This is a genomic window from Streptomyces glaucosporus, from assembly GCF_039533345.1.
In the GTDB taxonomy this organism is placed as follows: domain Bacteria; phylum Actinomycetota; class Actinomycetes; order Streptomycetales; family Streptomycetaceae; genus Streptomyces; species Streptomyces glaucosporus.
The window spans coordinates 114026-138558 of the sequence record NZ_BAAATJ010000004.1; the positions used below are offsets into that span (position 1 = coordinate 114026).

Sequence of the window (24533 nt, forward strand, 5' to 3'; positions counted from 1 at the left end):
GCGCCCGGGGGCCGCGCGGTCACAGCAGGTGGGGGTCGCGGCGGAACCGGCAGGACAGGTCCACGGCGGGGCCGGCCGTCCCGCCGGCCGGAGCCGGACCGGGCCGGCCCCCGGCGGACCACGCGGCGCGCACCTCCTCGTACACGGCGCCGATGCGCGCGGCGGCCACCGGCCACGACCACCGGGACCGCACCTGCTCCAGCGCCGCCTCCGCGAGGCGGTGCCGCAGCGGCGCGTCGTCGAGCATCCGCCCGATCACCCCGGCCAGCGCGCCGGGGTCGCGCGGCGGCGCGAGGAGGCCGTTGACGCCGTCCCGCACGCAGTCCACCACCCCCACCACGCGGGTGGAGACCACCGGAAGCCCGCAGGCCATCGCCTCCAGGATGGTGTTGGAGAACCCCTCGGCCCAGGTGGGGGTGGCGAAGACGTCCCCCCGCCGGTAGACGGCGGGGGCGTCGTGGTAGCCGGTGGGGCCCAGCACCTCCACCGCCCCGGCCAGGTCCGCCTGCCGCGCCCGGCGGGTCAGCCGGTCCAGGTCGGGCCCGGCGCCGGAGACCAGCAGCCGCAGCCGCCTGCCGCCGGCCAGGAGCAGCCGCACCGCCTCCAGCAGGTCCAGCACGCCTTTGCGGACGTCGATCCGGCCGTGGTACAGCAGCGTCGGAGGATCGCCGACCGCTCCCGGACGCCTGCCGGGCCGGGGCCGGAACAGCCCGGTGTCGGTGGCTCCGGGGACCACCGTGAAGCGCTCCACCGGCACCCGGTGGCGGGCGGCGACCTCGGCGGCGAAGGAGGCCGAGCCGATCAGCAGGGCGGGGGCGTCCCGCAGGACCCGCCGGACCGCCGCGCGGTGCGTGGCGCAGCAGGTGCCGACCCAGTGGCCGTCGCCGCCCTGGACGGAGACCACGGCCGGGACGCCCAGCAGCTCCGACGCCTCCAGCGCGGCCAGCCCCGGCGGATATCCGTACTGGGCGTGGAGCACGTCCAGCGGCTCGCGCGCGTGGAGGCCGGCGACCGCGTCGCGGAGCGCGGCGACGTCGGCCTCGAAGTCCGCGGGCCGCCCGTCGGCGACGGCCTGCTCACCCAGGGACTCCAGCGCCACCAGGCGCACGCCCTTTGGGACCCGCTCGGGCGGGGGAGGCCCGCCGCCGTAGACGGCGCGGCCCCGCGGGTCGCCGCGGTACTGGGACACCAGGGTGACGTCGTGCCCCGCGGCCGCCAGGGCCCGCAGCAGGTTCTCCGCGTAGGCGCTCATCCCCGACACGGCCGGCCAGTAGCGCCGCGAGACGAAGCAGATCCTCATCGCACCTCCTCCGGTTCGGGCGCCCCGCCGGCCCCGGCCCGCTCGGCGTTCCGCAGCGCCTCCAGCGCCGCGGGCACCAGGACGTCGGCGCGGTGCGCGTCGCGGGACAGCTCCAGGCTCACCAGCCCGCGGTACCGCACGGCGCGCAGGGCGCCGAGGACGGCGGGCAGGTCCATGTCGCCCTCGCCGGGGGCGCGGTGCTCGTGCCGGCCGTACGGCATGTCCTCCACGGCCACCGCCCCCAGGTCCCGGGCGTGGTCCAGCACCGCCTGACGCGGCGTCAGCCCGCCCGCGACCAGGCAGTGGCCGGTGTCCAGCGCCAGCCGCAGGCCGGGGACGAGGGCGGCCAGCCGGGACCAGCCGGCGCAGTCCTCCACGAGCATGCCCGGCTCGGGCTCGAAGGCCGCCGTCACGCCCCGCTCGGCCGCGTACGCCACGACGGCCCGCACCCCGTCCACCAGATGCCGCCAGGCCGTCCCGCCCGGAGAGGTGTCCGTGCCGGGAGCCGGCACGCCCGCCCAGAACGAGACCGCCTCGCTGCCCAGGTCGGCGGCGATGTCCGCGCACAGCCGCAGGAACGCCAGCCGGCGGGCCCGGCCGGCCGGATCGGGGCTGATCAGGGTCGGTTCGTGCTTGCGCCTCGGGTCGAGGAGGAACCGCGCCCCGGTCTCCACCGTGCTGCCCAGCCCCAGCCGGTCCAGCCGGCGGGCCAGCGCGGCGGTGCGGGCGGCCAGGCGCGGCGCGAAGGGGTCGTGGTGGGCGACGTCCACGGTGAGCGCGACGCCGTCGTACCCGGAGTCCGCCAGCAGGGCCAGCGCATCCGTCAGGCGGTGCGAGGTGAGGCCGTTGGTGTTGTAGGCGTACCGCAGGCCGTCCGCCGGGGCGCTCACCGGGCCGCCCCCGCGGCCGCGCGGGCCACCGCGTGGCGGTCCGGTTCGCGGTAGAGCGGGTACAGCGCCCCCACCGCCTCCCGCGCGGCCCGGACGTCGAACCAGGCCGGTCCGCCGAGCCGTTCGCGGGCCCCGGCGGTGAGGTGGACCGGCAGCGCCCCGGGACGGGGGGCCGGGCCGGTCCCGGCCAGGGGGCTCCCGCGCTCCATCAGCCGCCGCACCCCGCGCTCCCCGATCCGCGCGTAGGACATGGTCTCCACCTCCATGCCGGGGACGATCGCCTTGACCGCGTACGCCCCCGGTCCGCCCGCCTCGACCACCAGCACGTCGAAGTCCGCGAGCCGCCGCAGCAGGTCCGCCAGGAGGGCGGCGGGGTCGTCCAGCGAGCCCGGCGCCACGGTCGGCAGGCCGGAGAAGGGCACGGTGGAGCGCCGCGCCAGCACGGCGGGCTCCAGCAGCGCCAGCAGGCTCCGGCGGTCCATGGCGGCCCAGGAGGCCATGGCCCGCAGGGCGCGCGGCTCCTGCTCCGCCGGGGGCGAGGCCAGCTCGCGGTCGAGGTAACCGGCCGGGGCTATCCGCGCCACGGTCTCCAGCGGACTGTGGAAGAACACCTTCCGCGCCCGGGAGGAGACGTACTCCAGCACCGCCTTGCGCAGCGCCGCCTCCCGGTCGGGGTGGGCGGCCTCCCCGCAGGCGGTCAGGGCCAGCGGCGGGGCCGCGGGATCGGCGTCGACGCCGACGACGTGGACGTCGGCCATCCCGAACTGCGTGGAGGCCAGCTTGGGCAGCACGCGGACGCCCAGCTCCCGCAGCCGCCCGAGCACCGAGACGGTGACCGGGTCGGCGACCTCGTCCGGCTCGATCACCACCCCCTGGTCCATCGCGCGGTGCGCGGTGGCGTTGCCGTCGCGCTGGAGGATCTCCAGCAGCGCGTGGGACAGGGCCCGCTCGGGGGTGTCCCCGGCGCCCAGCCCGTTGGTGACCGGGGTGGTCAGCAGGCCCCCCGGCGGGGGAGCCCAGGGCAAGTCGCTCCCGCAGGCGGCGGCGAACTCGGCGGGCACCAGCACCTCCTCGCCGGTGCGGTACCGCCGTGCGGGCACCCAGTCCAGGGGACGCTCGGGGCCGTAGTCCGCGCCGGCCGGCAGGACCAGGGAGACCGGGTCGGCGACCCGGTCCCGGCCGCGCTCGCGCACCAGCTCCGCGTAGGAGGCCCGGCGGCGCTCGGCGCGGGCCAGGTGCCGCGCCAGCAGGACCTCCTCGGCGAGCTCGCCGTACGCCCCGACGCGGGCCCGGCCGAGGTCGGCCCCGTACCCGCAGGCGCCCTTGCGGACGCCGTCCGGGCCGAGGTGGTCGGCGGAGACCACCGGGAGGCCGGTGCGGTCGGCGGCGGAGATGTCGAAGTCGTCCTGCTCCCCGGGCGCCAGCGCGGCGCGGTAGGCGCTCACCGCCGGGGGCGTTCCGGCGGCGCTCACCGCGCGGCTCCCAGCGGGAGGGCGTCCGTGGTGGGCCGCCCGGACAGCCGGCGGTCGAACAGCCGCACCACGTCCGCGGTGGTCACCGGGGCGGCGAACTCGAAGGGGGTGGCGACCGCCTCGAACTCCAGCTCCCCGATCACCGCGCGGTAGCGGCGCACCTCGTCGTGGGAGAGCGGGACGCGGGCGTGGTACGCCTTGTGGCAGGACAGCGCGCGGGGGGTGGTGCCGTCCAGGTCGACCTTGAGGGCGTCGCCGCAGAAGAGGATCCCCCGGCGCGCGTCGTGGAGGACGCAGTGGCCGTCGAAGTGGCCGCCGGTGCGGTACACCGTCAGCCCCGGGGCCAGCTCCAGGGCCTCGTCGACCGGCCAGGTCACCCGGAACGCCTTGGTCCACTCCAGGTCCCGCGTGCCGACGGCGACCACCGGGGGGTCGAAGTACCGCTGGAGCTGCCACAGGGCCCCGTAGCCGTGCACGTGGCTGGAGCCCAGCCGGGCGATGCCGCCGAGCCGTTCGATCTCGGCCAGCGCGTCGGGCGGGTAGTAGGGCGCGGCCTCCCAGGCGACGTTGCCCGCCTCCGACCCGATCAGCCAGCCCGTCGAGCCCAGCCCGAAGGACGGGACGGCGGAGAACCCGGTGACGCCGGGGACGGGCTGGTGCCAGTCGGCGGTGAGGAGGGCGCCGACGGCCTTCTCCTCCAGCAGGTTCCAGCCGTCCTCCGGCAGCGCGTTGCGCACGTCGGTGCAGACCGGGCAGGCGGGCGGGGTGCCGAACCACCGCTGCCAGTGGCCGCAGTGGGCGCAGGCGTACATGCTCAGGGTCATCGTCGGCCCTCCTTGACGGTGAAGCCCCCTCCGGTGGTGAAGCCGTCCCCGGCGGTGGGACCCTCCCCGGCGGCGAAGGGGGTCCGGCCGGCGTCCGGCGGCTGGGCGGAGCCGGCGGGAGCGGCCCCGCCGCCCGCCGCCGCCTCCAGCAGCAGCCGGTGCAGCGCCAGGTCGCGCCGCAGCGGCCACGGCCAGGCCCGCTCCGGCGCGGCGCCGGAGCGCGCCGCGGCCACGGCGGCGGAGAACCCGCGGACCTGCCCGGTGAAGGGCGAGGTGCCGGTGTCGAACGGCACGGGCACGCGCCGCCCGGTGTCCGCGCGGGTGAGCCACACCGCGCCTCCGGCGTCCTGCCCGAGGGTGTCGGTCGCGGTCAGCAGCCCGCGGGTGCCGACGACCTCCAGCCGGCGGCGGGGCAGCGCGTCGGGGGTGTTGTAGGCGACGTGGAGGCCGACCAGGACCCCGCCGCCGGTCCGGCCGGCCAGCACCGCGCCGTCGTCGACCGGATAGGGGTGCACCCGGTGCTGCGCCAGCGCCGCCAGGTGCGTCACGTCGTCCCCGCCGAGCAGCACCCCCACCAGGTCGAGTCCGTGCGGGGCCAGGTCGAGCAGGGCGCCGCCGCCGGCCCGCGCCGGGTCGGCGCGCCAGTTGTCGCAGGGGCCGCCGTCCGGCGACCAGACGGGCGGCAGCCAGCAGCAGTAGGTGATCCGCACCGCGGTGACCGCGCCCAGCCCGCCGGAGGCCACCACGTCCCGCACGGCCCGGTGGGCCGGATGGAACCGCTGGTCGTAGGCGGTGGCCGCGAGGACCCCAGCGCGCTCGCAGGCGGCGACCAGGCGCTCGGCGTCGGCGAGTCCGGCGGCGAGCGGCTTCTCGCACAGCACCGCCGCCCCCGCCGCCGCGGCGGCCTCGGCCACGGGGCGGTGGGCGTGGTTGGGCGTGGCGACGTACACCGCGTCGGGCCGGTGCTCGGCCAGCAGCGCGGCCAGGCCGGGGGCGACCCGGACGCCGGGCGCCCGGGCGGCCAGCCGCGCGGCGGCGGCCGGATCGGTGTCGGTGACGGCGACCAGACGGGGGGCCGCGGCACCCGAGCGCCCCCGGGCGGCCGCCAGCAGCCCGGGCAGGAAGTGGTCGCGGGCGACCCAGCCGCACCCGGCGATCGCCCACCGGCAGACGGCCGCGGCGGCCGGCGTGCCCGCGTTCACCACCGCTCCGGCAGGTCCAGGAGCACCCTGCGGCGGGCCAGTCCGGCCACCTCGGGCGTCAGGCGTCCGGCCCGCGCGTCCGCGAGCAGGCCGGGGGAGAGGTCCACGCGCTCCGGCAGGTAGGCGGCGGCGCCCGGCCCGTACTCGTCCCGCCAGCGCGGGCCCGGCCAGTGCAGCAGGCCGTCGCGGTAGAGGGGGTTGGGCCGCAGGGGCCGCCCCGGGACGGGCCGGGCCGGGGACGGCAGGGCGTGTCCGGGCGGCGGGGGCGGGCCGCAGACCAGGGCGAGGGCCTCGCAGCGCGCCAGGTCCTCCGCCGGACGCGGACGGGGGGCGGCGCCGTCCAGCAGGGCGCGGGTCAGGTCGGCGTCGTCGTAGCAGACGGCCCCCGGCAGCAGCGAGAGCCAGCCGGCCGGGTCCAGCGGCAGTCCGGCGCCCGGCCCGGGGACCAGGGCGTTGTGGCAGTGGCCCAGGACGACCGGGCCGCCCCCGGCGTACTCCAGGGCGCGGTCCACCACCTCCTGTTTGCGGGGCAGGAAGTACAGCGCGTCGTGGCAGGCCACATAGGCCGGCCCGCGCGGGCGCAGCGGCCACGGGGCGGTCAGGTCGGCGCACACCAGCCGCGCCCCGGGCGCGACGAACCGCCGGGCCAGCCACAGCTTGGCGAAGACCACGTCGACGCCGGTCAGGTCCCGGTGCCCGCGCAGCGCCAGCTCCCGCAGCAGGTGCCCGGCGCCGCAGGCCAGCTCCAGCACCGGCCGGCGGCCGGGGGAGTGGCGGTCGGTCAGGGCGAGGACGGCCAGCCAGGTCGGGTCGCTCCACCGGTGGAGGAAGTAGTCCCCGACCCGGCCCATGCCCAGCAGCGCCACCGCCTCGCGCAGGGTGGCCGCCCCCAGCGCGGCGCGCAGCGCGCCGGGGGGCGGGACCGGGCCGTCCCACCAGTCGTCGGTGTCGGCGAGGAGGACGACCGCGGCGCCGGCCGGGTCGCCCTCCCCGACGCGGCGCACGGCCCGCTCGCGCAGCTCCTCCCGGCCGGCGCGCAGCCAGGGGATGCCCGCCACGACGGGCCAGAGCCGCTCGCCGTCGGACAGCAGCCCGGGCCCGTGCGGCCGCAGTGGGGCCCCGTTGACCGGGCTGACCAGGTCGGTCACGGACGTCCCGGCCGCCGCGCGGGCCGCCGCCGGGCTGCTCACGCCGCCTCCGCCGCGTCCAGCACGGCCCGGTGGAAGCCGGACACCGCGCAGGGGTGCACCAGGTCCAGGTCGTCCAGGGCCTGTTCGGCGGTGAAGGCGGCGGCCCGCGCGTGGTGGCGGACCTGCAGCACCCGGTCGAGGACGTCGGCGGCGTGGAAGGCCCGGGCGGCCGGGTGCGCGGCCTCCTCCCGCAGGGCGAGCAGCCCGGTCAGCCGCGAGGCGAGGACGCCGGGCAGAGCCGTGAGCTGACGCTCCGTCAGGCGCGAGGTGATGCCCGGCAGATGCTCGCCCAGCAGCTCCTCCCCGGCGAAGCCCGCGTCGGGCAGCACCGCGTTGTGCAGGTGGTGGGCCAGGCCGAGCAGGAAGGCGTCGGCAGGGTCGGCGCCGAACGCCCCGGCCAGCAGCCCGCCGTAGACGGCGACCGCCCAGCAGTGGTCGCCGTGGCTCTCGGGCGGCTCCACCATCAGCCGCGGACGCCCGGGCCGGGTGGCTCCCGCCCTCGGCTGGGCGCACAGGGCCGCCGCGAACGCCGGGGCCAGGGCGTCGTGGGGTTCCGCCGCGGCCAGCCGCGGCAGCGCCTCCCGCAGCCGGCCGAGGGTCGCCGCGTCCAGCCGGCCCGCGTGCTGCCCGACCGAGCGGGCCAGCACGTCCGCCGCCTCGGAGGCCGTCAGCCCGCACCGCCGCAGCACCGGGCCGTCCACGCCCGCCAGGCGCGCCCCGGCCACGGCGGCGGCGCACTCGTGGTCGGCGACCCGGCCCGGGTCGGCGCCCCGGGCCAGCGCCGCCCACGACCGCAGGAAGGCCCGCTCCGCCATCGAGGCGCCGCTGTCGGCCGTCCGGACCCGCTTGAGGTCGCCGACCTCGCGCAGCAGGGGGACGGCCGCCCGCAGGGCGTCGCGCGGCACCCCGTGCGAGGCGCGCGGGGCGTGCTGGACGTGCTGGGCCCGCCGCGCCGGGCGGGGAGCGGCCCGCGTCACGGCCGCCCGCCCTGCGCCGCCCGGCCGTCCAGCCAGTCCAGCAGGGCACGCTCCTGCCGGTGCAGGGCGTGCTCCGGGACGCGCCCGCCGGCGGTCATGGGGGCCTTGAAGAAGAACCCGAACTGCTCCTGCACCCCGCGCTCCCCGCGCCGCCGCGCCTCCGCCAGCAGCCGGACCAGCTCCAGCACCAGCGGGGCGGCCAGGACGGAGTCCCGGCACAGGAAGTCGATCTTCATCTGCATCCGGCGGCCGAGGAAGCCGACCAGATCGATGTTGTCCCACGCCTCCTTCTGGTCGCCGCGCGGCCGGTAGTACTCGATGCGCACCACGTGGTCCTCGACCGGGTAGCCGAGCACCGCGTCCAGCACCGACTCCTTGGCGGCCGTCTTGCTGGCCAGCGAGCCGGGGTCCTCCAGCGCCCGGCCGTCGCGGTTGCCCAGCAGGTTGGTGGAGTACCAGCCCTCCACCCGCAGCGCCCGCGACCGCAGGGCCGGGGCGAGCACCGTCTTGACCATGGTCTGCCCGGTCTTGCCGTCCTTGCCGGCGATCGGCACGCCCTGCCGCTCGGCCAGCAGCGTCAGGGCCGGCACGTCGGCTCCGACGCTCGGGGTGAAGTTCACGTACGCCATGCCCTCCCGCAGCGCCGCGTAGGCGTAGAGCATGGCGGGGGTGATCGCCTCGCTCCCGCCGTCCAGCGCGGCCTCGAACGCCTCCGGGGAGGCCAGGGACGGCGACGCCGGGTCCGGCTGCCGCTCGGTCGAGGCGAGGTTGACCACGACCACCTCGTCCAGCTCCCGCTCGGCCCGGAAGCGCCGCAGGTCCTCCCGGAGCCGGTCGGTCTGCTCGCGCAGGCCGCCGGACGGCACGACGTTGGCGCCGGTGACCCTGCGGCAGTAGTCCGGATCGGCCACGGCGGGCCAGGGCCGCAGCCGCTGGAGCCGGGGCGCCACGGCCTCGATCTGGGCCGGCTCCAGCACCTGGTGGAGATGGGCGGCCTTGGCCAGGTCGTCGGGGGAGACGTCCCAGCCGCCGAACACCAGCGCCTCGTAGGGCACCAGGTCCGTGCGTGCCGCCAGCGGAAGCCCGTCCTGGCCGCAGGCGCCGAGCCTGAGCAGTTCCACTCCGGCCACGGCGGTCGTGGCCACCGCGCCGCCCAGCCCCACGACGGCCACACCCAGCCGGTCCAGCGGTTCGTCCCCGCTCCTGCGGCGGGAGGGGCGCTTCCCGGTCAGCGCGTTCATCGCTCTCTCCGTTCGACTCGCACGGCGGCCGGGACCGGGGCCCTGGCGACACAGAGGAACCCGGTCGGCGGCCCCCGCGGCTCCGCGAAAGCTGTCGCGCGCGGCGGTGCGGTCGCACCGCCACACACGTCACCAGGTTCGGCGCGGCCGCGGGGCGGCGCATCCGCAGAGGAACACCACGATCCGGAGGTTTCGCCCCCGCCGTGCGGTGGTTGCGCGCCGGTGCGCGGGCCGTACGCCCGCCGCGCCGCGCACCGGACCGGCCGGACGGGACGGCCGAACGAGTGATTCCCCGGACCGGGCCGGTGCGCGGAACGGCCGTGCACCGCGGCCGTTCCGCCCGTCCGCGGCCGGACGCCGGGCGGATGCGGGTTCTTCCCGCACGCCCTCTTCGGAACCGCAAGTGCACACGGCACGCGGATCGCACCGGAGCCGGATGTCCGTGTTCAACGGTTCCACCGCCCTCCGTCCGCCCGCAGCTCAGCGAGCGACACGCTGTTTCCGCTGCTCGGACGGCCTGGCGGTCGTCCTCCGCGGCTTCCGTCGTCCGGCCGGTCAGCTCGGCGGGAATCCCGGCGCCGCCGGGGGCCTTGAGGCGACTCGGCCGGCGGACTGTGACGATGGGCGCGGCTTGCGTTCATCGGAATTCATGCGCTTTTGGCTCGTTGTCGGGTGCCGCGCAGCAGCACCCGGGCGGCGACGCGGTGACCGGTCCGCGCCGACCGCGTCGGGAGCGGGTGGTGTTGCCGCTCGTGACACCCGCACTGAAGCGCCGACCAGGACGGAACCATGGGCGAAGAACTGAAACGCCCGCGTGACCGCCTACCATCGGCCCGTGGACGCCTTCGAAGACATGTTCCGTAGTGTGCGGGCCCGGGGGTCGTTGTTCGGCAGTTCCACCGTGACCGCGCCCTGGGCGTTGCGGTTCGTCGACGGGGCGCCGCTGACGCTCTGCACCGTGCTCAGGGGATCCGGGTGGATTCTTCCGGAGGGGCGCCCGCCCGAGCACCTCGCCGCCGGTGAAACGTTGATCCTGCGGGGCCCCGCGCCGTTCTCCTTCGTCGACGAGGTCGGCACCGCGGCCGAGCCGATCGAGTGCGGGGAGCACTGCGCGACGCCTGATCAAGGCGGGACCTACCATCGGCTCGGCTGGCGCGACACTGCTCCCGGCGACTCAACGCGCGCGACGACGCTGATCACCGGCGCCTACCCCGTACGGGGCGAGATCGGCCGGCAACTGCTCGACGCGGTGCCCGACGTCCTGCGCATCGCGGGCGACGGCACCGTCGGCGCTGTGCAGGCCCTCCTGGCCGCGGAGGTCGCCGTCGATGCCCCGGGCCAGCAGATCGTGCTCGACCGGCTGCTGGACTGGATGCTGGTGTGCTCCCTGCGTGACTGGTTCGACCGGCCCGGCGGTGACCCGCCGGCCTGGTACTCCGCACACCGCGATCCAGTCGTCGGCCCCGCCCTGAGGCTGCTGCACGACGAACCGGCCAGGTCGTGGACGGTCGCCTCCCTGGCCGGCAGGGTCGGAGTGTCACGCGCCACCCTCGCCAAACGCTTCGCCGGCCTGGTTGGCGAGCCGCCGCTGACCTACCTCACCCGCCGGCGAATGATGATCGCAGCCGACCTCATGCGGGAACGGAAGACGGCGACCCTCGCTGAGATCGCCCGCGAGGTCGGCTACTCGGACGCCTTCGGCTTCAGCACCGCGTTCAAACGCATCCGCGGCGTCAACCCGACGGAGTTCCGCCGTGAACTCGTCCAACCCCTCGACAGGTCCCGTGCCGTAGACGCATAGACAGGTTTCTCGGCTTCTCGGCCATGGAATCCGAAGGCCGGGTCGTATTGCCTGGACGTCATGAACGACGATGTCCGTCTCATCCTCGGTGCGACAGGCGGAACGGGCCGCAGGGTCGCCGCCCGGCCACGGCAGGGCGGCGCACCAGCGCGTGCCGTCCCGCGATCCAGCAGGGTCCGGTTCGACCGGTCCGAGGCCAGCACGTGGCAGGCGGTCCCGCAGGACGCCGTCGTCGCCCACGTGATGCCCCCGCCGGATCCCGATCGGGTGCGTCGGTCCGTGGCACAGGCCGCCTCCGCCGGAGTGCGACGCCCGGCCCCGCACCCGGGGCCGGGCGTCGACCGCGTGACCACGTACTCAGCGCCACGTCACCCCCTTCGGGATCACACGTCGTACTCCACGGACAAGGAAGCACTGGGATGAACACCGACCACAGGCCGCGGACCCTGCTGATCACCGCCAACCCGGACCCTCGGTCCCTGACGCACCACGTGTCGGCCAGACTCGAAGCGGCCCTGCGCCCCCTGCCGGTCGAAGTGGCCGACCTGCACCAGGAGCGGTTCGACCCCAGGTACAACGCGGCGGATCGCCGCGCATACCACGAGAGCGGCAACTATCCACCCGACGTCGTCCGTGAGCACCGTCGTCTGGAGCGAGCCACTGACGTCGTTCTGATCTTCCCCGTGTACTGGTGGTCGATGCCGGCACTGCTGAAGGGGTGGATCGATCGGGTTTTCGTCAACGGCTGGGCCTTCGAGTACTCCGCGGACTCGGGCCTGCGTCCCAAGCTGCAGCAGCTCACGACGCATCTTCTGCCCATCGCCGGCAGCGATGTCAGCCTGTTCGAGCGGCATGGGTACGAGAAGGCGCTGCGCACACAGATCGAGCACGGCATCGTCGACTACTGCGGAAGCCGCCGCGGCGCCACCGCCTTCGTCTTCGAGTCCGAACTGCCGCACCCCGCGGCCACAGCGGAGAATGTCGAGCGCGCCGTGAGCACCATCAGCGCGGCTGTTCGGAATCCCGCACGCGTATGACGGCAGGCCGAGCACCGCCCTTTCGGTACGCGATCGGGACCGAGGGGGTGACATGGTCCGGCCGTACTTCCGGGCCTTCGAGGGACGTCGGCGGGAGCGCGCCGCGTGAGCGGGGAAGCCGGGAGCCCCTGTCCCCCGAAGACGGGGGACAGGGGCTCTGCCGTGTCCGGGGCTCACTCGGGCGGCGGGAGCGGCCGGCCCTCGATCGCCGCGCGTACGTGCTCGGGGGTCAGATTCTCCGAACCGTACTTCTCGCCCCATGCCCTGATCCGGCCGAGGGGAGAGGCAGGGTCGGGCGGCTCTTCGCTCAGTTCCGCCCCAAGGACCATCGCGCCGAAGCGGGCCCCCACTTCTTGCGGGCTCATGTCGTCCATGTCGTGCACGGTAGGCCAAAGCCCTGACACCCGGTGGTCGGCTGCACGGCGAATCGGGCGCAACAAACAGGGATCATTCTCCGCATATGAGAGCGAGGGCGGTTCCGTCCTCCGGCCCAACGGGTGAGCAGCATCACGGCCACAGACCTGCTGCTCCCGGCTGTGGTGAACAGTCGGAACGCCGCACCACCGACACCGGTCCCCGGCCGGGCCGGTCACCGCCGGGGCGCGGCCCGCGTCAGCCTTCCGGCACCGGCTGCCGGGTCGGCGTGGCGGTGCCGGCCGGGCCGGCGCCGATGATCGTGTCGAGCATGCCCCGCGACGCCCGCAGGTCCTCGATCGCGCGTGCGATGCGCTCGCGCTCCGCCGGGCGCTACTCGGTGCGCAGCGCCGTGGCCGTACGGGTCCCGGCCGCCCAGCCGGCCGGGACCAGCGCGCCCAGCACCGCGATCACGACCCCGCCCAAGCCCGGCAGGAGCAGGTGAACAGGCTCGTACACGTCGAGGACCGACGGAGGCAGACCGGTGCCCACGGCACGCCCCATCACCGGCATGACGAGGCCGTGCAGCGCGTACCCCGCCGGCACGCCGATCAGCCCGCCGATCACGCCGATCGCGGTCACCGAGGAGAGCACGAGGCTCATGGTCTGCCGTGGCGACATGCCGATCGCCTTGCAGACGCCCAGGTCGTGAATGCGTTCCCGGGTGTCCAGGACCACGGAGTTGAGTACGCCGAGGCCGGCCACGGAGACCAGCATGAGGGTGAGCAGCATCGCCATCGCGGACATGATGAGGATGACGCCCTCCTGCCCCGAGGGGGCGTTGGTCGTGGCGTCGCCGCCCAGCGGCCGTACGGCCGCGGCGACCTTCCGGGCGTACTCGTCGGCGGAGACGCCGGACTTCACCTCGACGAGGAAGGTGCTGGGCTCGGCCGACGGGAAGTCGGCCATGTCCGCGTGGATCTCCAGCGCGCTGCCCGAGGTGTCGAAGGACTCGCCCACGATCCGCAGGTTCGCCGTCTCCTTCTCGTAGGTCACCCGCACCGTGTCACCGACCTCGGTGCTGGTCCTTTCCAGGAAGCGCGTGGGCACCACGACCTGCCCCGTACCGGTGATCCAGCGCCCGGAAAGCAGCTCGTGACTGCCGGGGCGTGAATCGCCCTCGTAGAGGCCGGCCCGAACCGGGCCGGAGACCCCGGCCACGGCGACCTCGACCCGGGTCTTGCCGTAGTACGACCTGGTGCCCGCCTGCGACGTGATGGCGGACCGCACCTTCGCCGGGTCGGCGACCCTGGGTTCGGACGGGCTCGCCACGCCGCCGCCCGCGGGGGGCGGACTTGCCACACCGCCCCCCACAGGAGGAGGCGGAGGGGGAGCGACGTTGTTCGGCCTGGTGGTCGTGACCGTGACCGCGGCACGGCTCTCGGGGTCCTGCGAGGTGCCGACCGCGGTGAGGGACGAGGTCAGCCCGACCGCGAAGGTCGCCGCGACCGTACCGAACGCCACCGCGAGCAGCATCGCCAGGGCGCGGACCGGACGTGTGAAGGGGGTGGCGAGACCGTAGGTCACCGGTCGCGGCAGCGGCAGCCGTCCCATCACCCGGTGCGCCCACTGGCCGCGCCCCGTGCGCGGCGACCGGCCGACCGCGATGGCTTCGACCGTGCGCAGTCGTCCGGCCCGCAGTGCGGGAATCAGCGCCGCGAGCCCCACGACGACCAGGGCGGCGGCAGGCACCGTGACGTCCACCCACCAGGCCACCGAAAGCGAGACGGTGCCGTACACCGCCTCGGTGTCCGCCAGCAGCGGCACTGCCAGGAGGTTTCCCAGGACGACCCCCAGGGCGATGCCGGCACCGGCCGGAATCAGCGCCTGGGCCACGTAGGCGCGTACGACCTCGCGCGGGGTGAAGCCGATGGCCTTGAGAATGCCGATCCTGCGCAGGCTGGTGCCGACCGCACCACTGATCACACTGCTGACGATGATCACCGACATCACGATGCCGAGCACGCCGAAAGCCATCACGAACGGGACGGTCGCCGCCGCGCCCTGCTCCGCGGCGCGTTTGGTGTCCAGCCAGGACTGGGCGCCCAGCAGCGCCTCGGACCCCACGGAGGCGGCAAGCTTCTTCCGGCCGGCGAGGATCTGCTCCCGCGTGCTCGCGGAACCGAGGCGGTAGAGCATCTGGCTCGTGACCGGGCCGCCCTCCGGCGCCAGCGCGTCGACCTGCGCGGGGATCGTCCAGGCATCGGCGGTCCTGCCGGCCGAGACCGCGAAGCCGACGACCGAGAGGGTCGGGGCGTTCGTGGTGTCCGAGGCCTTCAGGGTGGCGCCGATCCCGGTGGCGGGCCCCTCGAACGACGCGGCGAGCACGATCTCGCCCGGCTTCCGCGCCCACCGGCCGGACGTCAGGTCCACGCGGTCCACGTCACCGTCCGGACCGGACCGCCCGACCAGGGTCAGCGTCGGCATCCGGAAGCCCGTCTGATCCACCGGGCGGAACGCCGTGGACGGGTACGGCCCCGAACTCGCGGTGACGCCGGCCAGCTTTCCGGTCGCCGCCAGCCGCGCCGCACTCGCCTTGGCCGGATCGAACTGGGCGGTGATGTGCGCGCCCCGCTGCTTCTCGAAGGCGTGGTCGAAGGGAGCGGCCGCGGCGACCATCAGCGCCCCGGCGACCACGGCCGACGCCACGGCCATCATCGTGGCCACGGCGATCACCACTGTCCGCACCCGCCGCCGGCCCACCCCGGAGCGTACGACCCGGCCCAGCGCGCCGGTGCCGAACAGGCTCATCGGACGGCCCGCGCACACGTGTCGAGGGCGACGTGACCGTCGACCAGGTGAACCGTGCGGCTCGCGCATGCCTCCGCCAGCGCCGGGTCGTGCGTCACCAGCACGATGGTCTGTCCGGCGCGGTGCAGCTCCATCAGCAGATCGCGGATGTCGTGGCCCGAGGCGGTGTCGAGCGCGCCGGTGGGCTCGTCGGCGAGCAGCAGCGCGGGCCGGTTGACCAGGGCCCGGGCGACCGCGACCCGCTGGCGTTCGCCTCCGGACAGTCGGCCCGGGTAGGAGCGGGCGTGCTTCTGGATGCCCAGCATTTCCATGAGCTCACCCGCGCGGGCTGCGGCCTCGCGGCGACTGGTACCGGTCAGCTGGGCCGGGAGCTGGATGTTGTCGGTGACGGTGAGGTCGTCGAGAAGATTGAAGAACTGGAAGGCCATGCCGATGTGCTCGCGGCGGAACTTGGCGAGGGCGTGCTCGCTCAGCCGGTCGATCCGTCGCCCGGCCACGGTCACGGCGCCTTCGGTCGGCTTGTCCAAGCCGGCGACGAGGTTGAGCAGCGTGGACTTGCCGCTGCCGGAAGGGCCCGTCACGGCAAGGGCCTCACCCTTGGCGACGCTGAGCGTGAGCGGTCCGAGCGCCGGCGCGCCGGCGCTGTCGTAGCGCTTCACCACACCCTCCAGTTCGATCACCTGGTGCATATGAGTTGTCCGTCCTTGCGGTCGCGAGAGGCACATGACGTTGCCGGTCCTGCGAACCTAGAGGCGCCGTGTACGGGGCGCGTCGGCCGCGGAACCGGCATCAGGCCCTTCCCGCGGAGGAATCGGCCGCGGAGTCATCCCCGAGGAGTAGGCCTCCGGGGCAATGCCCTGGCCGGACAGGTGGACGCGGGCCGGGCGGAGAGCGCAGCACAATGCACGGGTGGAGACGGAGGACCGGCGCAGCCGGCATCAGCAACTCGTCGAGGCGCTACGCCCGGAGGCGAAGGCCGCCCCGCTGTCCCGCCGAGCGGTGCGCGCCGACGTGGTGCTGGCGGTCGTACTGACCGCCATCGCCCTGTTCGTGGCGGTGCGCTGTCCCGGCGACGGGCCGGTGGGCATCAATCCGCCTGTGGTGGACGCCGGGACCGGGGTCCCGGCCCCGCCCTCGCCGCCCGACCCCGGCCTGGTGCCCGTGGAGGAGGAACCCTCCTCCGTGCCCTGGGCCCTGGTCGTCCTGTCGACGCTGCCGCTGGCAGCCCGGCGGCGGCATCCGCTGGCCTCGTTCGTGGTGGTGCTGGGCGCGGCACTGGCGATCGGCGGCTCCGCCTCCTGGATCACCCTCCTGGCCTGTGTCATCGGCGCCTACAGCGCCGTCGTGCACAGCCGTTGCCGGACAACGGCGATCGCCGTCCTGGTGATCGCCGCCGCGCTGTCCGGTTTCGCTTTCCGCGACGCGGAACCCGTGCTCCCCGGATGGTCCAGCCCGGGGTTCGTGCTCCTGGTGGCAGGGATGCTGGCCAGCCTCGTCCGCTTTCTGCAACTGCGGCTGGCCTCCAGCCGGGACCGGGTGGCGGAGCTGCAGGCCGCTCAGGAGGAGGCCACGCGCCGGGCCGTCGAAGAGGAGCGTGCCCGCATCGCCGCCGAACTGCACGACGTCGTGACCCACAATGTGAGCGTGATGGTGATCCAGGCCGGCGCGGCCCGCAAGGTGATGGACACGGCGCCCGAGCAGTCGAAGGAGGCGCTGCTGGCCGTCGAGGCGGGCGGCCGGGCCGCCATGGCCGAACTCCGCCATGTGATGGGCCTGCTGGCCGCCCCGGACCACGAGAGGCCCGACAGCCTGGAGCCCCAGCCGGGGCTCGCACAGCTCGACGCGCTCGTCGCACGAGTACGCGCCGCCGGCACACCCGTGAGCGTCGAGGTGTCCCTGCCGCCGGATCCGCTGCCACCGGGGGTGGACCTCGCGGCGTACCGCGTCGTGCAGGAGGCGCTGACCAACACGATCAAACACGCGCGCGGCGCGCAGGCGTCCGTCGCCATCCGCCACACCGACGACTGCCTGGAGATCGAGATCACCGACACCGGTGGCACCGAGGGCCTCCCGCCGGTGCAGAGCAACGGCCGTGGCCACTTGGGGCTGCGCGAGCGATTGGCCGTCTACCGGGGCGAGCTGACGGCCGGACCGGTGCCGACCGGCGGCTACCGGGTGACGGCCCGCATCCCGCGGAGCGCGGTATGACCGCGGACCGGCCGCCTCTGCGCGCCGTCATCGCCGACGATCAAGCCCTCGTACGCACCGGTTTCAAGATGATCCTGGCCGCGGACGGCATCGAGGTGACGGCCGAGGCCGCCAACGGGGCCGAGGCTGTCGCAGCGGTCCGCCGCACGCGGCCCGATGTCGTCCTCATGGACATCCGGATGCCGGAGATGGACGGCATCGAGGCCACCAGACGCATCGTCGGCGACGCCGGCCCGGACGGAACGCGGGTCGTCATCCTCACCACATACGACCTCGACCAGTACGTCTACGCCGCGCTCACGGCCGGCGCCAGCGGCTTCCTGCTCAAGGACGTCACCCCCGAACATCTGGTCTCCGCCGTGCGCATGGTGCGGACCGGCGACGCTCTCCTCGCGCCCACGATCACCCGTCGGCTGATCGAGCGCTTCGCCCGCCACGACGAACCGCAGACCATCGCCCCGCACCGCGATCTGTCCGGCCTGACCCCGCGCGAGCTGGAGGTGCTCCGCCTGCTCGCGACGGGCCTCAGCAATGCCGAAATCGCCTCCCGGCTGTTCCTGAGCCCGACCACGGTCAAGAGCCACGTCGGCCGCATCCTGTCGAAGCTGGACCTGCGCGATCGTGTCCAGGCCGTCGTCTTCGCCTACGAGACGGGACTGATCACCCCGGGCCGGGGCGCCTGAAGGCTGTCCCGTAACCGCCGGCCACAAGTGAGACGATCTTGGTGTGGCTGGTGTGATCACGGCGTCTGATCCGTCCTGGAGAGCTCCGTTCACGGGACTGTCCCCCCGGTCCTTCGGTGCGTTGGTCAGGGCGCTGCCGTCGGGAGGAGGCGGGTGTGGCCCGTTCGGGGCGGCCCTGGTCACTGCCGCTGGAGGGCCGGGTGCTGCTGGTGGTCGCGTACTGGCGCACAAACCGCACGCTGCGGCAGTTAGCCCCGCTGTTCGGGGTGTCGAAGTCTGCAGCCGCTCGGATCGTCCGCTGCACCGGCCCGCTGATCGCGCTCAAGGCTCGCCAACGGGTCCGCAGGGGCACCGTTCTGATCGTGGACGGCACCTTGGTGCCCACCCGCGACCGCAACATCGCCCAACAGTCCAAGAACTACCGGTACTCCCCAATCACCAGATCGTGCTGGACGCTGCCAGTGCTCTGACCGGGAAGGTTCGCCGGAACGGCGGTGGTCTGCCCCAGGCGGTTTCCCCGGAGTGGATCAAGCCTGCTGGTCACGCCCGGCGAAGTGCCTTCACCATGATCTGTTCCCTGGTCGTCCCATCGGGCAGCACGTCGCCGGGCTCTCCCGTGGCCGTGAACCCGTTGCGCCGGTAGAGGGCGATGGCGGGTTCGTTGCCCGGGAGCACCGCGAGCTTCAAGGCTGCTCCGCCCGATCCCAGAGCCCAGATCTCAACTGCCTTAAGCAGTCGGTTGCCGATTCCACGGCCTCGCGCCTCAGAGCTGACCCAGACGGACCTCAACTCCCTGATATCAGCGGCGCCGGGAAGGCCGCTGGCCATGCCAACGGCGTGCCCATCCAGCAGTGCAGCCACGTGGTAGGCGCCGGGAAGCTCCAGGCGGGCACGCCAGCGTTCTTCTTCACCTCTGTCCCAGTCGGCGAGCCGGACTTTGAATGCGTTCGGCGCATCGGTCAGCGCCGCAAGGCGGAGTGTGCGCCACAACGGCCAGTCGTCTGTCGTGAGAACCCGCAGAGTCACCATGCCGGCGAGTCTTTCGCCGTGCGACCGGATAGGTCCACCGTGATCGCGCCCGACCCGGTGCGCGTCCCTCTCGTCGCTCCGTCAAGCGTGGCAGCAATGCCCGACAACGTTAGCCGAGTTGTTCGATCACGAGGCGAGGGCTGGTCTGCCGCCCCAGCGGATGCCCTTTTCGCTGCGGATCCGGGCGCGTTCGCGGCGCTGAGCCGCGAGGACATCGGGGTGGCGGGCGTTCACATCGCGCCATCGCAGGTAGGCGTGGAGAGCCCGGGTCTGTGCGGTGTGGTTGGGGTGGTGGGAGTTGGCGATGGTGAACTGGCGCAGCGGGCCGAAGTGGGCCTCGATGGGATTGGCCCGGGACGCGTAGGTGGGAGTGAAGCCCAGCTCGACGCGGTTCTTCTTTGCCCAGCGCCGGATCTTTTCGCCCTTGTGGGCGGACAGGTTGTCCAGGATGACGTAGATCGGGGCGCCATCCGGGCGAGCCGCGCGGATCGACCTCAGCGCGGCCAGGGTGTTGTCGGCTCCCTTGCTGTGCCGGTTGGCGCCCCGTCGGTCAACCTGCGCACACGGACAGGCTCAGCCACCACACCCCCAACGGTCGGATCAGACGTCTTCGGACATCCAACCGCTGAAACCGCCGACCCGGCGAACCTTCCCGGTCAGAGCGCTAGCAGCTTGGTCGTCGCCGTGAGCCGGCCCGGCGGATCATGGGCGGAGGCATAAGCGGATCGCTGCTGCGGTGACCGTGCCGTGGAAGACGTAGGACCGTCTGTCATACCGGGGCGCGACCGCGCGGGAGTTCTTGAGACGGCTGATGGTCCGCTCGACCTCGTTGCTCTGGGAGAAGCAGACGACCTTGCCGTCCGGCGCGTGGGCGGGCATCCCGTACCAGGGCTTCGGCGCGAGGTCCGGGGCGCAGGCCGTGGCGACGGCATGGACGCGCTCGGCCATGGCCCGGTCCGAGTCCCGCATCTCGGCGATCTCCGCGAGCACGTCCCGCTCCGCCCGCGCCGTCTTGTCCGCGCGCGAGCCGCGGCGCGCGGACGCCTTCAGCTCCCGGGCGCGGCCCTTCATCGCGGCCGCTCCTCGGCCGTGAGCCCCTCGTGCGTGCTGTTCCCGCCGCTGTCCATGACCGGCTCCCCCCGGCTCCCCCCTTGCGGTCCCGGTGCGCGAGGTCCTGGGAGGGGGCCTGGTCCGGCCGCCGGGGCGCGGCCCGCGTCAGCCTTCCGGCACCGGCTGCCGGGTCGGCGTGGCGGTGCCGGCCGGGCCGGCGCCGATGATCGTGTCGAGCATGCCCTGCGACGCCCGCAGGTCCTCGATCGCGCGTGCGATGCGCTCGCGCTCTTGGCGCAGTTCCGCCACTAGGCCGGGACACACGGGCGCGAGGCCCGGGCCGTCGTCGCGGACGCACGGCAGGACCCGGGCGATGGTGGCGGTCGTCAGGCCGGCCGCGAGCAGGGTGCGGATGTGCCGGACCGTGTCCACGTCGGCGTCGCTGTAGACCCGGTAGCCGCTCGGCAGCCTCGCCGGGGTGAGCAGGCCCTGCTCCTCGTAGTAGCGCAGCAGCCGCTCGCTCACCCCGGTGCGGTCGGCCATCTCCTTGATGCGCATGTGATCTGCACCTCACCGCCTTGACTCTCACACCAATGTGAGACTTTAGCGTTCCGGACATGACCACCGGCCCCGTGCCCTCGGCGACCGAGGTTCCCTTTCCGGCCGATCCGCGCCGGGCGGCCACCCGCCGCACGCGTGCCCGCCGTGGGCACCACCGTGCGGGTCACGGCCGGGCCGCTGCCGCAGCGGCCCGGCCCGCACTGCCCACCGCCGGCCGCCGAGCCGTCGGCGCCGCGTCCGGCGCGGCACCGTGACCCCGGCCGCAACCGCCCGCGGACACCGCACCGCCGCAACCACCGCCCGGCGGTGACCCTCCGCTGCCCGAAACCGAAGGAGAGGAAGACATGTCCACCGTCCTGCCCACGTCCAGCCTCGGCCGCGTGGTGCGCGGCAGCGGCCCGGGTCTGCTGCTCGCCCACGGCGCCGGCGGAGGGATCGACGCCAACTACGGTCCCGTCATGGACGCGCTGGCCGCACGGCACACCGTCGTCGGACCGGACTACCCGGGCACCGGCCGCACCGAGCGCTCCGACACACCGCTCACCCTCGACGCCCTGGCCGACGAACTGGTCGCCACCGCCGTCGAGGAGGGTCTGGAGACCTTCGCCGTCGCCGGGTACTCGCTGGGCAGCACGGTCGCCGTCCGGGCCGCCACCCGCCACCCCGACCGCGTCACCGCCCTGGTCCTCACCGCGGGCTTCGCCCGTCCCAACCCGCGGCTCCTGCTGGCGGTCCGGCTGTGGCGCGACCTGCTCCGCGCGGGCGACCCGGAGCGCCTGGCCGGTTTCCTGTGCCTGCTGGGTCTCGGCTCCCCGGCCCTGGACGCCATGGCCCAGGACGACCTCGACACCGCCGTCGGGACCACCGCCGCCACCATCCCGCCCGGCACACCGGAACACCTCGACCTGCTCGTCGACCACGCCGACGTCCGGGCCGACCTCCCCGCGCTCGCCGTGCCGACGCTCGTCGTCTCCACCACGCTCGACCAGCTCGTCACCCCGTACCACCACCGGCAGCTCGCCGACGCCATCCCCGGGGCGCGCTACGCCGAGATCGCGACCGGACATCTCCCGTTCGTCGAGCGGCCCGGGGAGTGGGCCGCCCTGATCTGCGACTTCCTCCGCGACGTCCACGTCTGACGGCGGCCCGCCCCGCCGGGCCGACAGCGGCCCGGCGGGGCGCACGGGGAACACCGTCCGTCCGCCGGGCCCGCGGCTTCTCATCCCAGCTGGAGCACCGCGTACCTCTCGCCGTCTCTCGGCGGCCGTGTCCAGGAGCGGGTGGTGAACGTGTGCAGCCGCCCGTTGACGACGGCGTGGCGCGGAAGGGAGACCCCGAACTCCGCGGCCACCGCCTCCAGCAGCGGCCGTTCCGCCTCGGCGGCGTCCCCCGGGGCGTGGAAGAACCGGTCCGGGTCCAGCGCCTGCGGTATCTCCCCGTTCCGGCGGACCTCTCCGTCCGCGAAGGTGAACGCGTACCGTTCGGCGCCGTCCTGCGCCACCGACAGGTGGAAGAAGGGTTCCCCGTACCACGACCTCAGGCCGCTCCACACCACCACCGCGCGGGTACCCGCGCAGGCGGCGGCGGCCGGGGAGAGGAGCCGCTGCCGGTTGAACGGGGCGGGGTCGCCGTCGAAGGCGAAGCTCCACCCGTTCCCGGCCCGGCCGACCGCCACGAGCGCCCTGTCGTCGAGGGACGAGAACACGATCCGGCCGTCCAGCATCCTGCTGCGCGCCTCCCAGAAGGTCAGGGGCTCGCTGAGCGCCGCGTCCTGCCCGTCCGCGAGGCGCGCGGGCAGTTCCTCGGGCCCCACCCCTTCCACCAGGACGAACCGGTACGTCGTGCGGTTGCCGCCCGGATCCGGCTCCGCCAGCCACGCCAGGCCGCCCGGATCGAGCCCGGCCGCCGGCTCCGGCGCCTCGCCCGTCCGCCCGCCCCTCGGCGTGGACAGCAGCTCGCGGCCCCGCTCCGGGGTCAGCAGCGGCCCGAGCAGGGGGTCGGCCACCCACCCGAGTGGTACCAGGTGATCCGGCCCCAGCGGCTCCCACAGCGGCAGCGCGTCCATCAGGGCCCGCCACGCCCCGTCGGTGTCCCCCCACCGCGCCAGTTCCCGCGCCCGGTCGACCGCCTCCCCGAACAATCCCCCCGCCGTGTAGCGGTACGTGCCGTTCCGCACCTGGTCGAGCATCGTGCGGGTCAGCGCGACCACCTCGTCGTCGGCGTCGCGCAGGTAGAGCATCAGTGTGGAGTCGCTCCGGTACGAGTGGGCCGCGTGCTCGGCCACCACCGGCGGCAGCAGCTCGGGCGCGTACCGCGGGTCCGTCACCAGGCCCTCGAAGTACACCCCGGAGGTCTGCCCGAGCAGGCGGCGTATCTGGTCGTCCAGCCCGGCGGCCCGCGGACTGCCGTACCTCTCGGCCTCGTCCAGCGCCTCCCGGGCCCGTTCCCAGCCGCCGCGCAGCGCCTCCCGCCGGGCCTCCTCCAGCAGCGCGTCCGACTTCCGCGTCGTGTCGTCGGCGGACGCCGGCCCTCCACCGCCCCGGTGCGCCCGCAGGCTGTGGAACTCTCGGTGCATCTCCCGCATGAACTCCAGGAAGTTCGCGTGCCGCTCCGGTGGCGCGGCCCGCCAACTCGCCCACGTGTACACGGCCCACTCGCCGTCCTCGTCCACGTCCTCGGGGTCCATCAGGACGTGGACGGAGTCGGACTCCACGTCGAGTTGCAGCCCGCGCCGCCAGATGTCCGCCTCCCACCGCTCCTCGGGCCCGGCGTCCTCGTCCAGGTGCTCCTCGGCCATGTCCGCGAGTTCCGACTCGTTCTCGTGCCAGCGTGCGTCCTCGGTCCCCGCCAGCAGCCGCACGAATCCGCCCGCGTGCCGCCACCCGTCGCTGACCTTGAGGAACTCCCGGTACGACGGGGGCATCCGCCGGCCGAGGCGCTCCTCCATGGCCGCGATCCGCTCCTTTGGCGCGGGCGGGAACCCCAGCCACCGCGCCTGCCGCGCGGCCTCGTCGTCCTCGTCCCGCACCTCACCGCCCGTCAGGGAGTCCGCCCACTCACCGCTCCATCCGCGCAGGAAGGACCGCCAGTCGAAAGCCGTGGTGTCCGTCATGCGCCCGATGCTGTCACCCGCCACCGACAGTGCCCTCCGCGCCGGCCCGGGGGCGGCGCCAGAGGAACGGGGAACGGAGAACGGGGGGGCGGGCCGAACGCCGCGCCCGGGAGTCGGGACGGTCCCGGCCGGCGGGACGGGGCTCCCCGTCCCGGCCGGCCCCGTCCTGCCCGGGGAACGGTTCCTCACGCGCGCCGGGGAGGGCCGGCGGCCTCCCAGGCGGCCTCGATCATCCGGAAGACCTCGTCCACCGCGGCCTCCGGATCGTCCGCCTCACGGGCCAGCGAGTAGGCGTCGGCCGCGAACCTCGCGATCGCCCGGCAGGCCGTCGTGGGCCGCGGCAGGCCGAGGTCGTCGGCGATGGCCGCCGCCAGCGACTCCGCGTGGCGCAGCCGCACCGACTGCTCGTACTCCCGCAGGGCGGGGGATTCGTCGACCATGCGCCAGACCGGGGCGGCCTCGTCCGTCGTGCAGTGCCGCACCAGGGCGTGGATCTCGCGGCGCAGCGCGGGGACGAGCGGCTCGTCCGGCGCCCGGCCCGTGACCGCCTGCGTGAGGCGCTGCTCGAAGTTCTCGTCCTGCTCGAACACCAGGGCCTCTTTCGAGGCGAAGTGGGAGAAGACCGTGGTGACGGCCACATCGGCCTCGGCGGCCACGTCGCGGATGCCCACCGCGTCGTACCCGCGCTCCAGGAAGAGCCGCAGGGCGGTGTCGGCGATCTTCCGGCGGGTTGCGGCCTTCTTGCGTTCACGGCGTCCGGGCTGCACGGTCATGTGCTCACGCTACCAAAT

At 74.7% G+C, this 24533-nt stretch carries 20 protein-coding genes and 3 pseudogenes; 6 read left to right on the top strand and 17 right to left on the bottom strand.

Annotation, left to right across the window (positions count from 1 at the left end; translation table 11 throughout):
* Positions 1–19: 19 nt before the first annotated feature.
* From ABD358_RS06570 to ABD358_RS06605, 8 genes are read right to left on the bottom strand one after another with little or no spacing between them, the layout of a single operon-like run.
* Complete coding sequence (locus ABD358_RS06570) at positions 20–1300, bottom strand: glycosyltransferase family 4 protein (protein WP_344629895.1); 1281 nt, start codon at positions 1298–1300, stop codon at positions 20–22.
* On the bottom strand, positions 1297–2190 hold the full coding sequence (locus tag ABD358_RS06575) for a sugar phosphate isomerase/epimerase family protein (protein WP_344629896.1): 894 nt from the start codon (positions 2188–2190) through the stop codon (positions 1297–1299). The genes ABD358_RS06570 and ABD358_RS06575 overlap by 4 nt, the downstream gene beginning before the upstream one ends.
* The gene (locus tag ABD358_RS06580) at positions 2187–3662 is read right to left on the bottom strand and encodes a YcaO-like family protein (protein ID WP_344629897.1); all 1476 of its coding nucleotides are present in this window, start codon (positions 3660–3662) and stop codon (positions 2187–2189) included. Before ABD358_RS06580 ends, ABD358_RS06575 begins: the two co-directional genes overlap by 4 nt.
* Positions 3659–4486: an MBL fold metallo-hydrolase gene (locus ABD358_RS06585; RefSeq protein ID WP_344629898.1), complete on the bottom strand. Its 828-nt coding sequence runs from the start codon at positions 4484–4486 to the stop codon at positions 3659–3661. The genes ABD358_RS06580 and ABD358_RS06585 overlap by 4 nt, the downstream gene beginning before the upstream one ends.
* Positions 4483–5688 carry a Gfo/Idh/MocA family protein gene (locus ABD358_RS06590; RefSeq protein WP_344629899.1) on the bottom strand — a complete coding sequence of 402 codons (1206 nt, stop codon included), beginning with the start codon at positions 5686–5688 and terminating at the stop codon, positions 4483–4485. Before ABD358_RS06590 ends, ABD358_RS06585 begins: the two co-directional genes overlap by 4 nt.
* A complete protein-coding gene (locus ABD358_RS06595; RefSeq protein WP_344629900.1) occupies positions 5685–6878 on the bottom strand; it encodes a class I SAM-dependent methyltransferase in 1194 nt (397 codons plus the stop codon). Before ABD358_RS06595 ends, ABD358_RS06590 begins: the two co-directional genes overlap by 4 nt.
* Positions 6875–7855: a hypothetical protein gene (locus ABD358_RS06600; RefSeq protein WP_344629901.1), complete on the bottom strand. Its 981-nt coding sequence runs from the start codon at positions 7853–7855 to the stop codon at positions 6875–6877. The genes ABD358_RS06595 and ABD358_RS06600 overlap by 4 nt, the downstream gene beginning before the upstream one ends.
* Positions 7852–9096 carry an inositol-3-phosphate synthase gene (locus tag ABD358_RS06605; protein WP_344629902.1) on the bottom strand — a complete coding sequence of 415 codons (1245 nt, stop codon included), beginning with the start codon at positions 9094–9096 and terminating at the stop codon, positions 7852–7854. The genes ABD358_RS06600 and ABD358_RS06605 overlap by 4 nt, the downstream gene beginning before the upstream one ends.
* Positions 9097–9931: 835 nt before the next feature.
* Between ABD358_RS06605 and ABD358_RS06610 the strand changes: the two genes are divergently transcribed.
* Positions 9932–10897: an AraC family transcriptional regulator gene (locus tag ABD358_RS06610; protein WP_344629903.1), complete on the top strand. Its 966-nt coding sequence runs from the start codon at positions 9932–9934 to the stop codon at positions 10895–10897.
* Positions 10898–11316: 419 nt separating this feature from the next.
* Positions 11317–11934, top strand: coding sequence for an NAD(P)H-dependent oxidoreductase (locus ABD358_RS06615; RefSeq protein WP_344629904.1), 618 nt, complete (start codon positions 11317–11319; stop codon positions 11932–11934).
* Between the two features lie 173 nt (positions 11935–12107).
* On the opposite strand, the gene ABD358_RS06620 is transcribed toward ABD358_RS06615, so the two are convergent.
* From ABD358_RS06620 to ABD358_RS06630, 3 genes are all read right to left on the bottom strand, one after another.
* Positions 12108–12308 carry a hypothetical protein gene (locus ABD358_RS06620; RefSeq protein ID WP_344629905.1) on the bottom strand — a complete coding sequence of 67 codons (201 nt, stop codon included), beginning with the start codon at positions 12306–12308 and terminating at the stop codon, positions 12108–12110.
* Positions 12309–12681: 373 nt separating this feature from the next.
* Complete coding sequence (locus ABD358_RS06625; RefSeq protein ID WP_344629906.1) at positions 12682–15099, bottom strand: ABC transporter permease; 2418 nt, start codon at positions 15097–15099, stop codon at positions 12682–12684.
* A complete protein-coding gene (locus ABD358_RS06630; RefSeq protein WP_344629907.1) occupies positions 15096–15788 on the bottom strand; it encodes an ABC transporter ATP-binding protein in 693 nt (230 codons plus the stop codon). Before ABD358_RS06630 ends, ABD358_RS06625 begins: the two co-directional genes overlap by 4 nt.
* 220 nt (positions 15789–16008) lie before the next feature.
* Here ABD358_RS06630 and ABD358_RS06635 point away from each other — a divergent pair, with 220 nt between their 5' ends.
* From ABD358_RS06635 to ABD358_RS06645, 3 genes and pseudogenes are all read left to right on the top strand, one after another.
* Positions 16009–17307: a sensor histidine kinase gene (locus ABD358_RS06635; RefSeq protein ID WP_344629908.1), complete on the top strand. Its 1299-nt coding sequence runs from the start codon at positions 16009–16011 to the stop codon at positions 17305–17307.
* The gene (locus tag ABD358_RS06640) at positions 17304–17990 is read left to right on the top strand and encodes a response regulator (protein ID WP_344629909.1); all 687 of its coding nucleotides are present in this window, start codon (positions 17304–17306) and stop codon (positions 17988–17990) included. Before ABD358_RS06635 ends, ABD358_RS06640 begins: the two co-directional genes overlap by 4 nt.
* A 43-nt stretch (positions 17991–18033) precedes the next feature.
* A pseudogene (locus ABD358_RS06645) lies at positions 18034–18477 on the top strand (transposase family protein); the annotation flags it as partial.
* Between the two features lie 53 nt (positions 18478–18530).
* Here the strand turns inward: ABD358_RS06645 and ABD358_RS06650 are convergent.
* The 4 genes and pseudogenes from ABD358_RS06650 to ABD358_RS06670 all read right to left on the bottom strand — a co-directional run bounded on the left by ABD358_RS06650 (position 18531) and on the right by ABD358_RS06670 (position 20627).
* On the bottom strand, positions 18531–19019 hold the full coding sequence (locus tag ABD358_RS06650) for a GNAT family N-acetyltransferase (RefSeq protein ID WP_344629910.1): 489 nt from the start codon (positions 19017–19019) through the stop codon (positions 18531–18533).
* Between the two features lie 126 nt (positions 19020–19145).
* Positions 19146–19562, bottom strand: a pseudogene (locus ABD358_RS06655) (transposase); the annotation flags it as partial.
* Between the two features lie 288 nt (positions 19563–19850).
* A pseudogene (locus ABD358_RS06665) lies at positions 19851–20146 on the bottom strand (hypothetical protein); the annotation flags it as partial.
* Positions 20147–20234: 88 nt separating this feature from the next.
* Positions 20235–20627: a MerR family transcriptional regulator gene (locus ABD358_RS06670; RefSeq protein WP_344629911.1), complete on the bottom strand. Its 393-nt coding sequence runs from the start codon at positions 20625–20627 to the stop codon at positions 20235–20237.
* A 347-nt stretch (positions 20628–20974) separates the two neighbouring features.
* Between ABD358_RS06670 and ABD358_RS06675 the strand changes: the two genes are divergently transcribed.
* Positions 20975–21769, top strand: a complete 795-nt coding sequence (locus tag ABD358_RS06675; protein ID WP_344629912.1) for an alpha/beta fold hydrolase — start codon at positions 20975–20977, stop codon at positions 21767–21769.
* A gap of 80 nt (positions 21770–21849) precedes the next feature.
* Here ABD358_RS06675 and ABD358_RS06680 read toward each other — a convergent pair whose 3' ends face one another.
* Both ABD358_RS06680 and ABD358_RS06685 read right to left on the bottom strand, forming a co-directional pair.
* Complete coding sequence (locus ABD358_RS06680; RefSeq protein WP_344629913.1) at positions 21850–23742, bottom strand: SMI1/KNR4 family protein; 1893 nt, start codon at positions 23740–23742, stop codon at positions 21850–21852.
* Positions 23743–23927: 185 nt separating this feature from the next.
* Positions 23928–24515, bottom strand: a complete 588-nt coding sequence (locus ABD358_RS06685) for a TetR/AcrR family transcriptional regulator (RefSeq protein WP_344629914.1) — start codon at positions 24513–24515, stop codon at positions 23928–23930.
* Positions 24516–24533 lie beyond the last annotated feature (18 nt).

Bases quoted from the DNA above. Each gene is read 5' to 3' on its own strand.
- ABD358_RS06675 (WP_344629912.1), top strand. From the start codon at position 20,975: ATGTCCACCGTCCTGCCCACGTCCAGCCTCGGCCGCGTGGTGCGCGGC.
- ABD358_RS06605 (WP_344629902.1), bottom strand. From the start codon at position 9,096: ATGAACGCGCTGACCGGGAAGCGCCCCTCCCGCCGCAGGAGCGGGGAC.
- ABD358_RS06630 (WP_344629907.1), bottom strand. From the start codon at position 15,788: ATGCACCAGGTGATCGAACTGGAGGGTGTGGTGAAGCGCTACGACAGC.
- ABD358_RS06670 (WP_344629911.1), bottom strand. From the start codon at position 20,627: ATGCGCATCAAGGAGATGGCCGACCGCACCGGGGTGAGCGAGCGGCTG.
- ABD358_RS06625 (WP_344629906.1), bottom strand. From the start codon at position 15,099: ATGAGCCTGTTCGGCACCGGCGCGCTGGGCCGGGTCGTACGCTCCGGG.
- ABD358_RS06640 (WP_344629909.1), top strand. From the start codon at position 17,304: ATGACCGCGGACCGGCCGCCTCTGCGCGCCGTCATCGCCGACGATCAA.
- ABD358_RS06650 (WP_344629910.1), bottom strand. From the start codon at position 19,019: ATGGTGACTCTGCGGGTTCTCACGACAGACGACTGGCCGTTGTGGCGC.
- ABD358_RS06570 (WP_344629895.1), bottom strand. From the start codon at position 1,300: ATGAGGATCTGCTTCGTCTCGCGGCGCTACTGGCCGGCCGTGTCGGGG.
- ABD358_RS06585 (WP_344629898.1), bottom strand. From the start codon at position 4,486: ATGACCCTGAGCATGTACGCCTGCGCCCACTGCGGCCACTGGCAGCGG.
- ABD358_RS06680 (WP_344629913.1), bottom strand. From the start codon at position 23,742: ATGACGGACACCACGGCTTTCGACTGGCGGTCCTTCCTGCGCGGATGG.
- ABD358_RS06615 (WP_344629904.1), top strand. From the start codon at position 11,317: ATGAACACCGACCACAGGCCGCGGACCCTGCTGATCACCGCCAACCCG.
- ABD358_RS06685 (WP_344629914.1), bottom strand. From the start codon at position 24,515: ATGACCGTGCAGCCCGGACGCCGTGAACGCAAGAAGGCCGCAACCCGC.
- ABD358_RS06620 (WP_344629905.1), bottom strand. From the start codon at position 12,308: ATGGACGACATGAGCCCGCAAGAAGTGGGGGCCCGCTTCGGCGCGATG.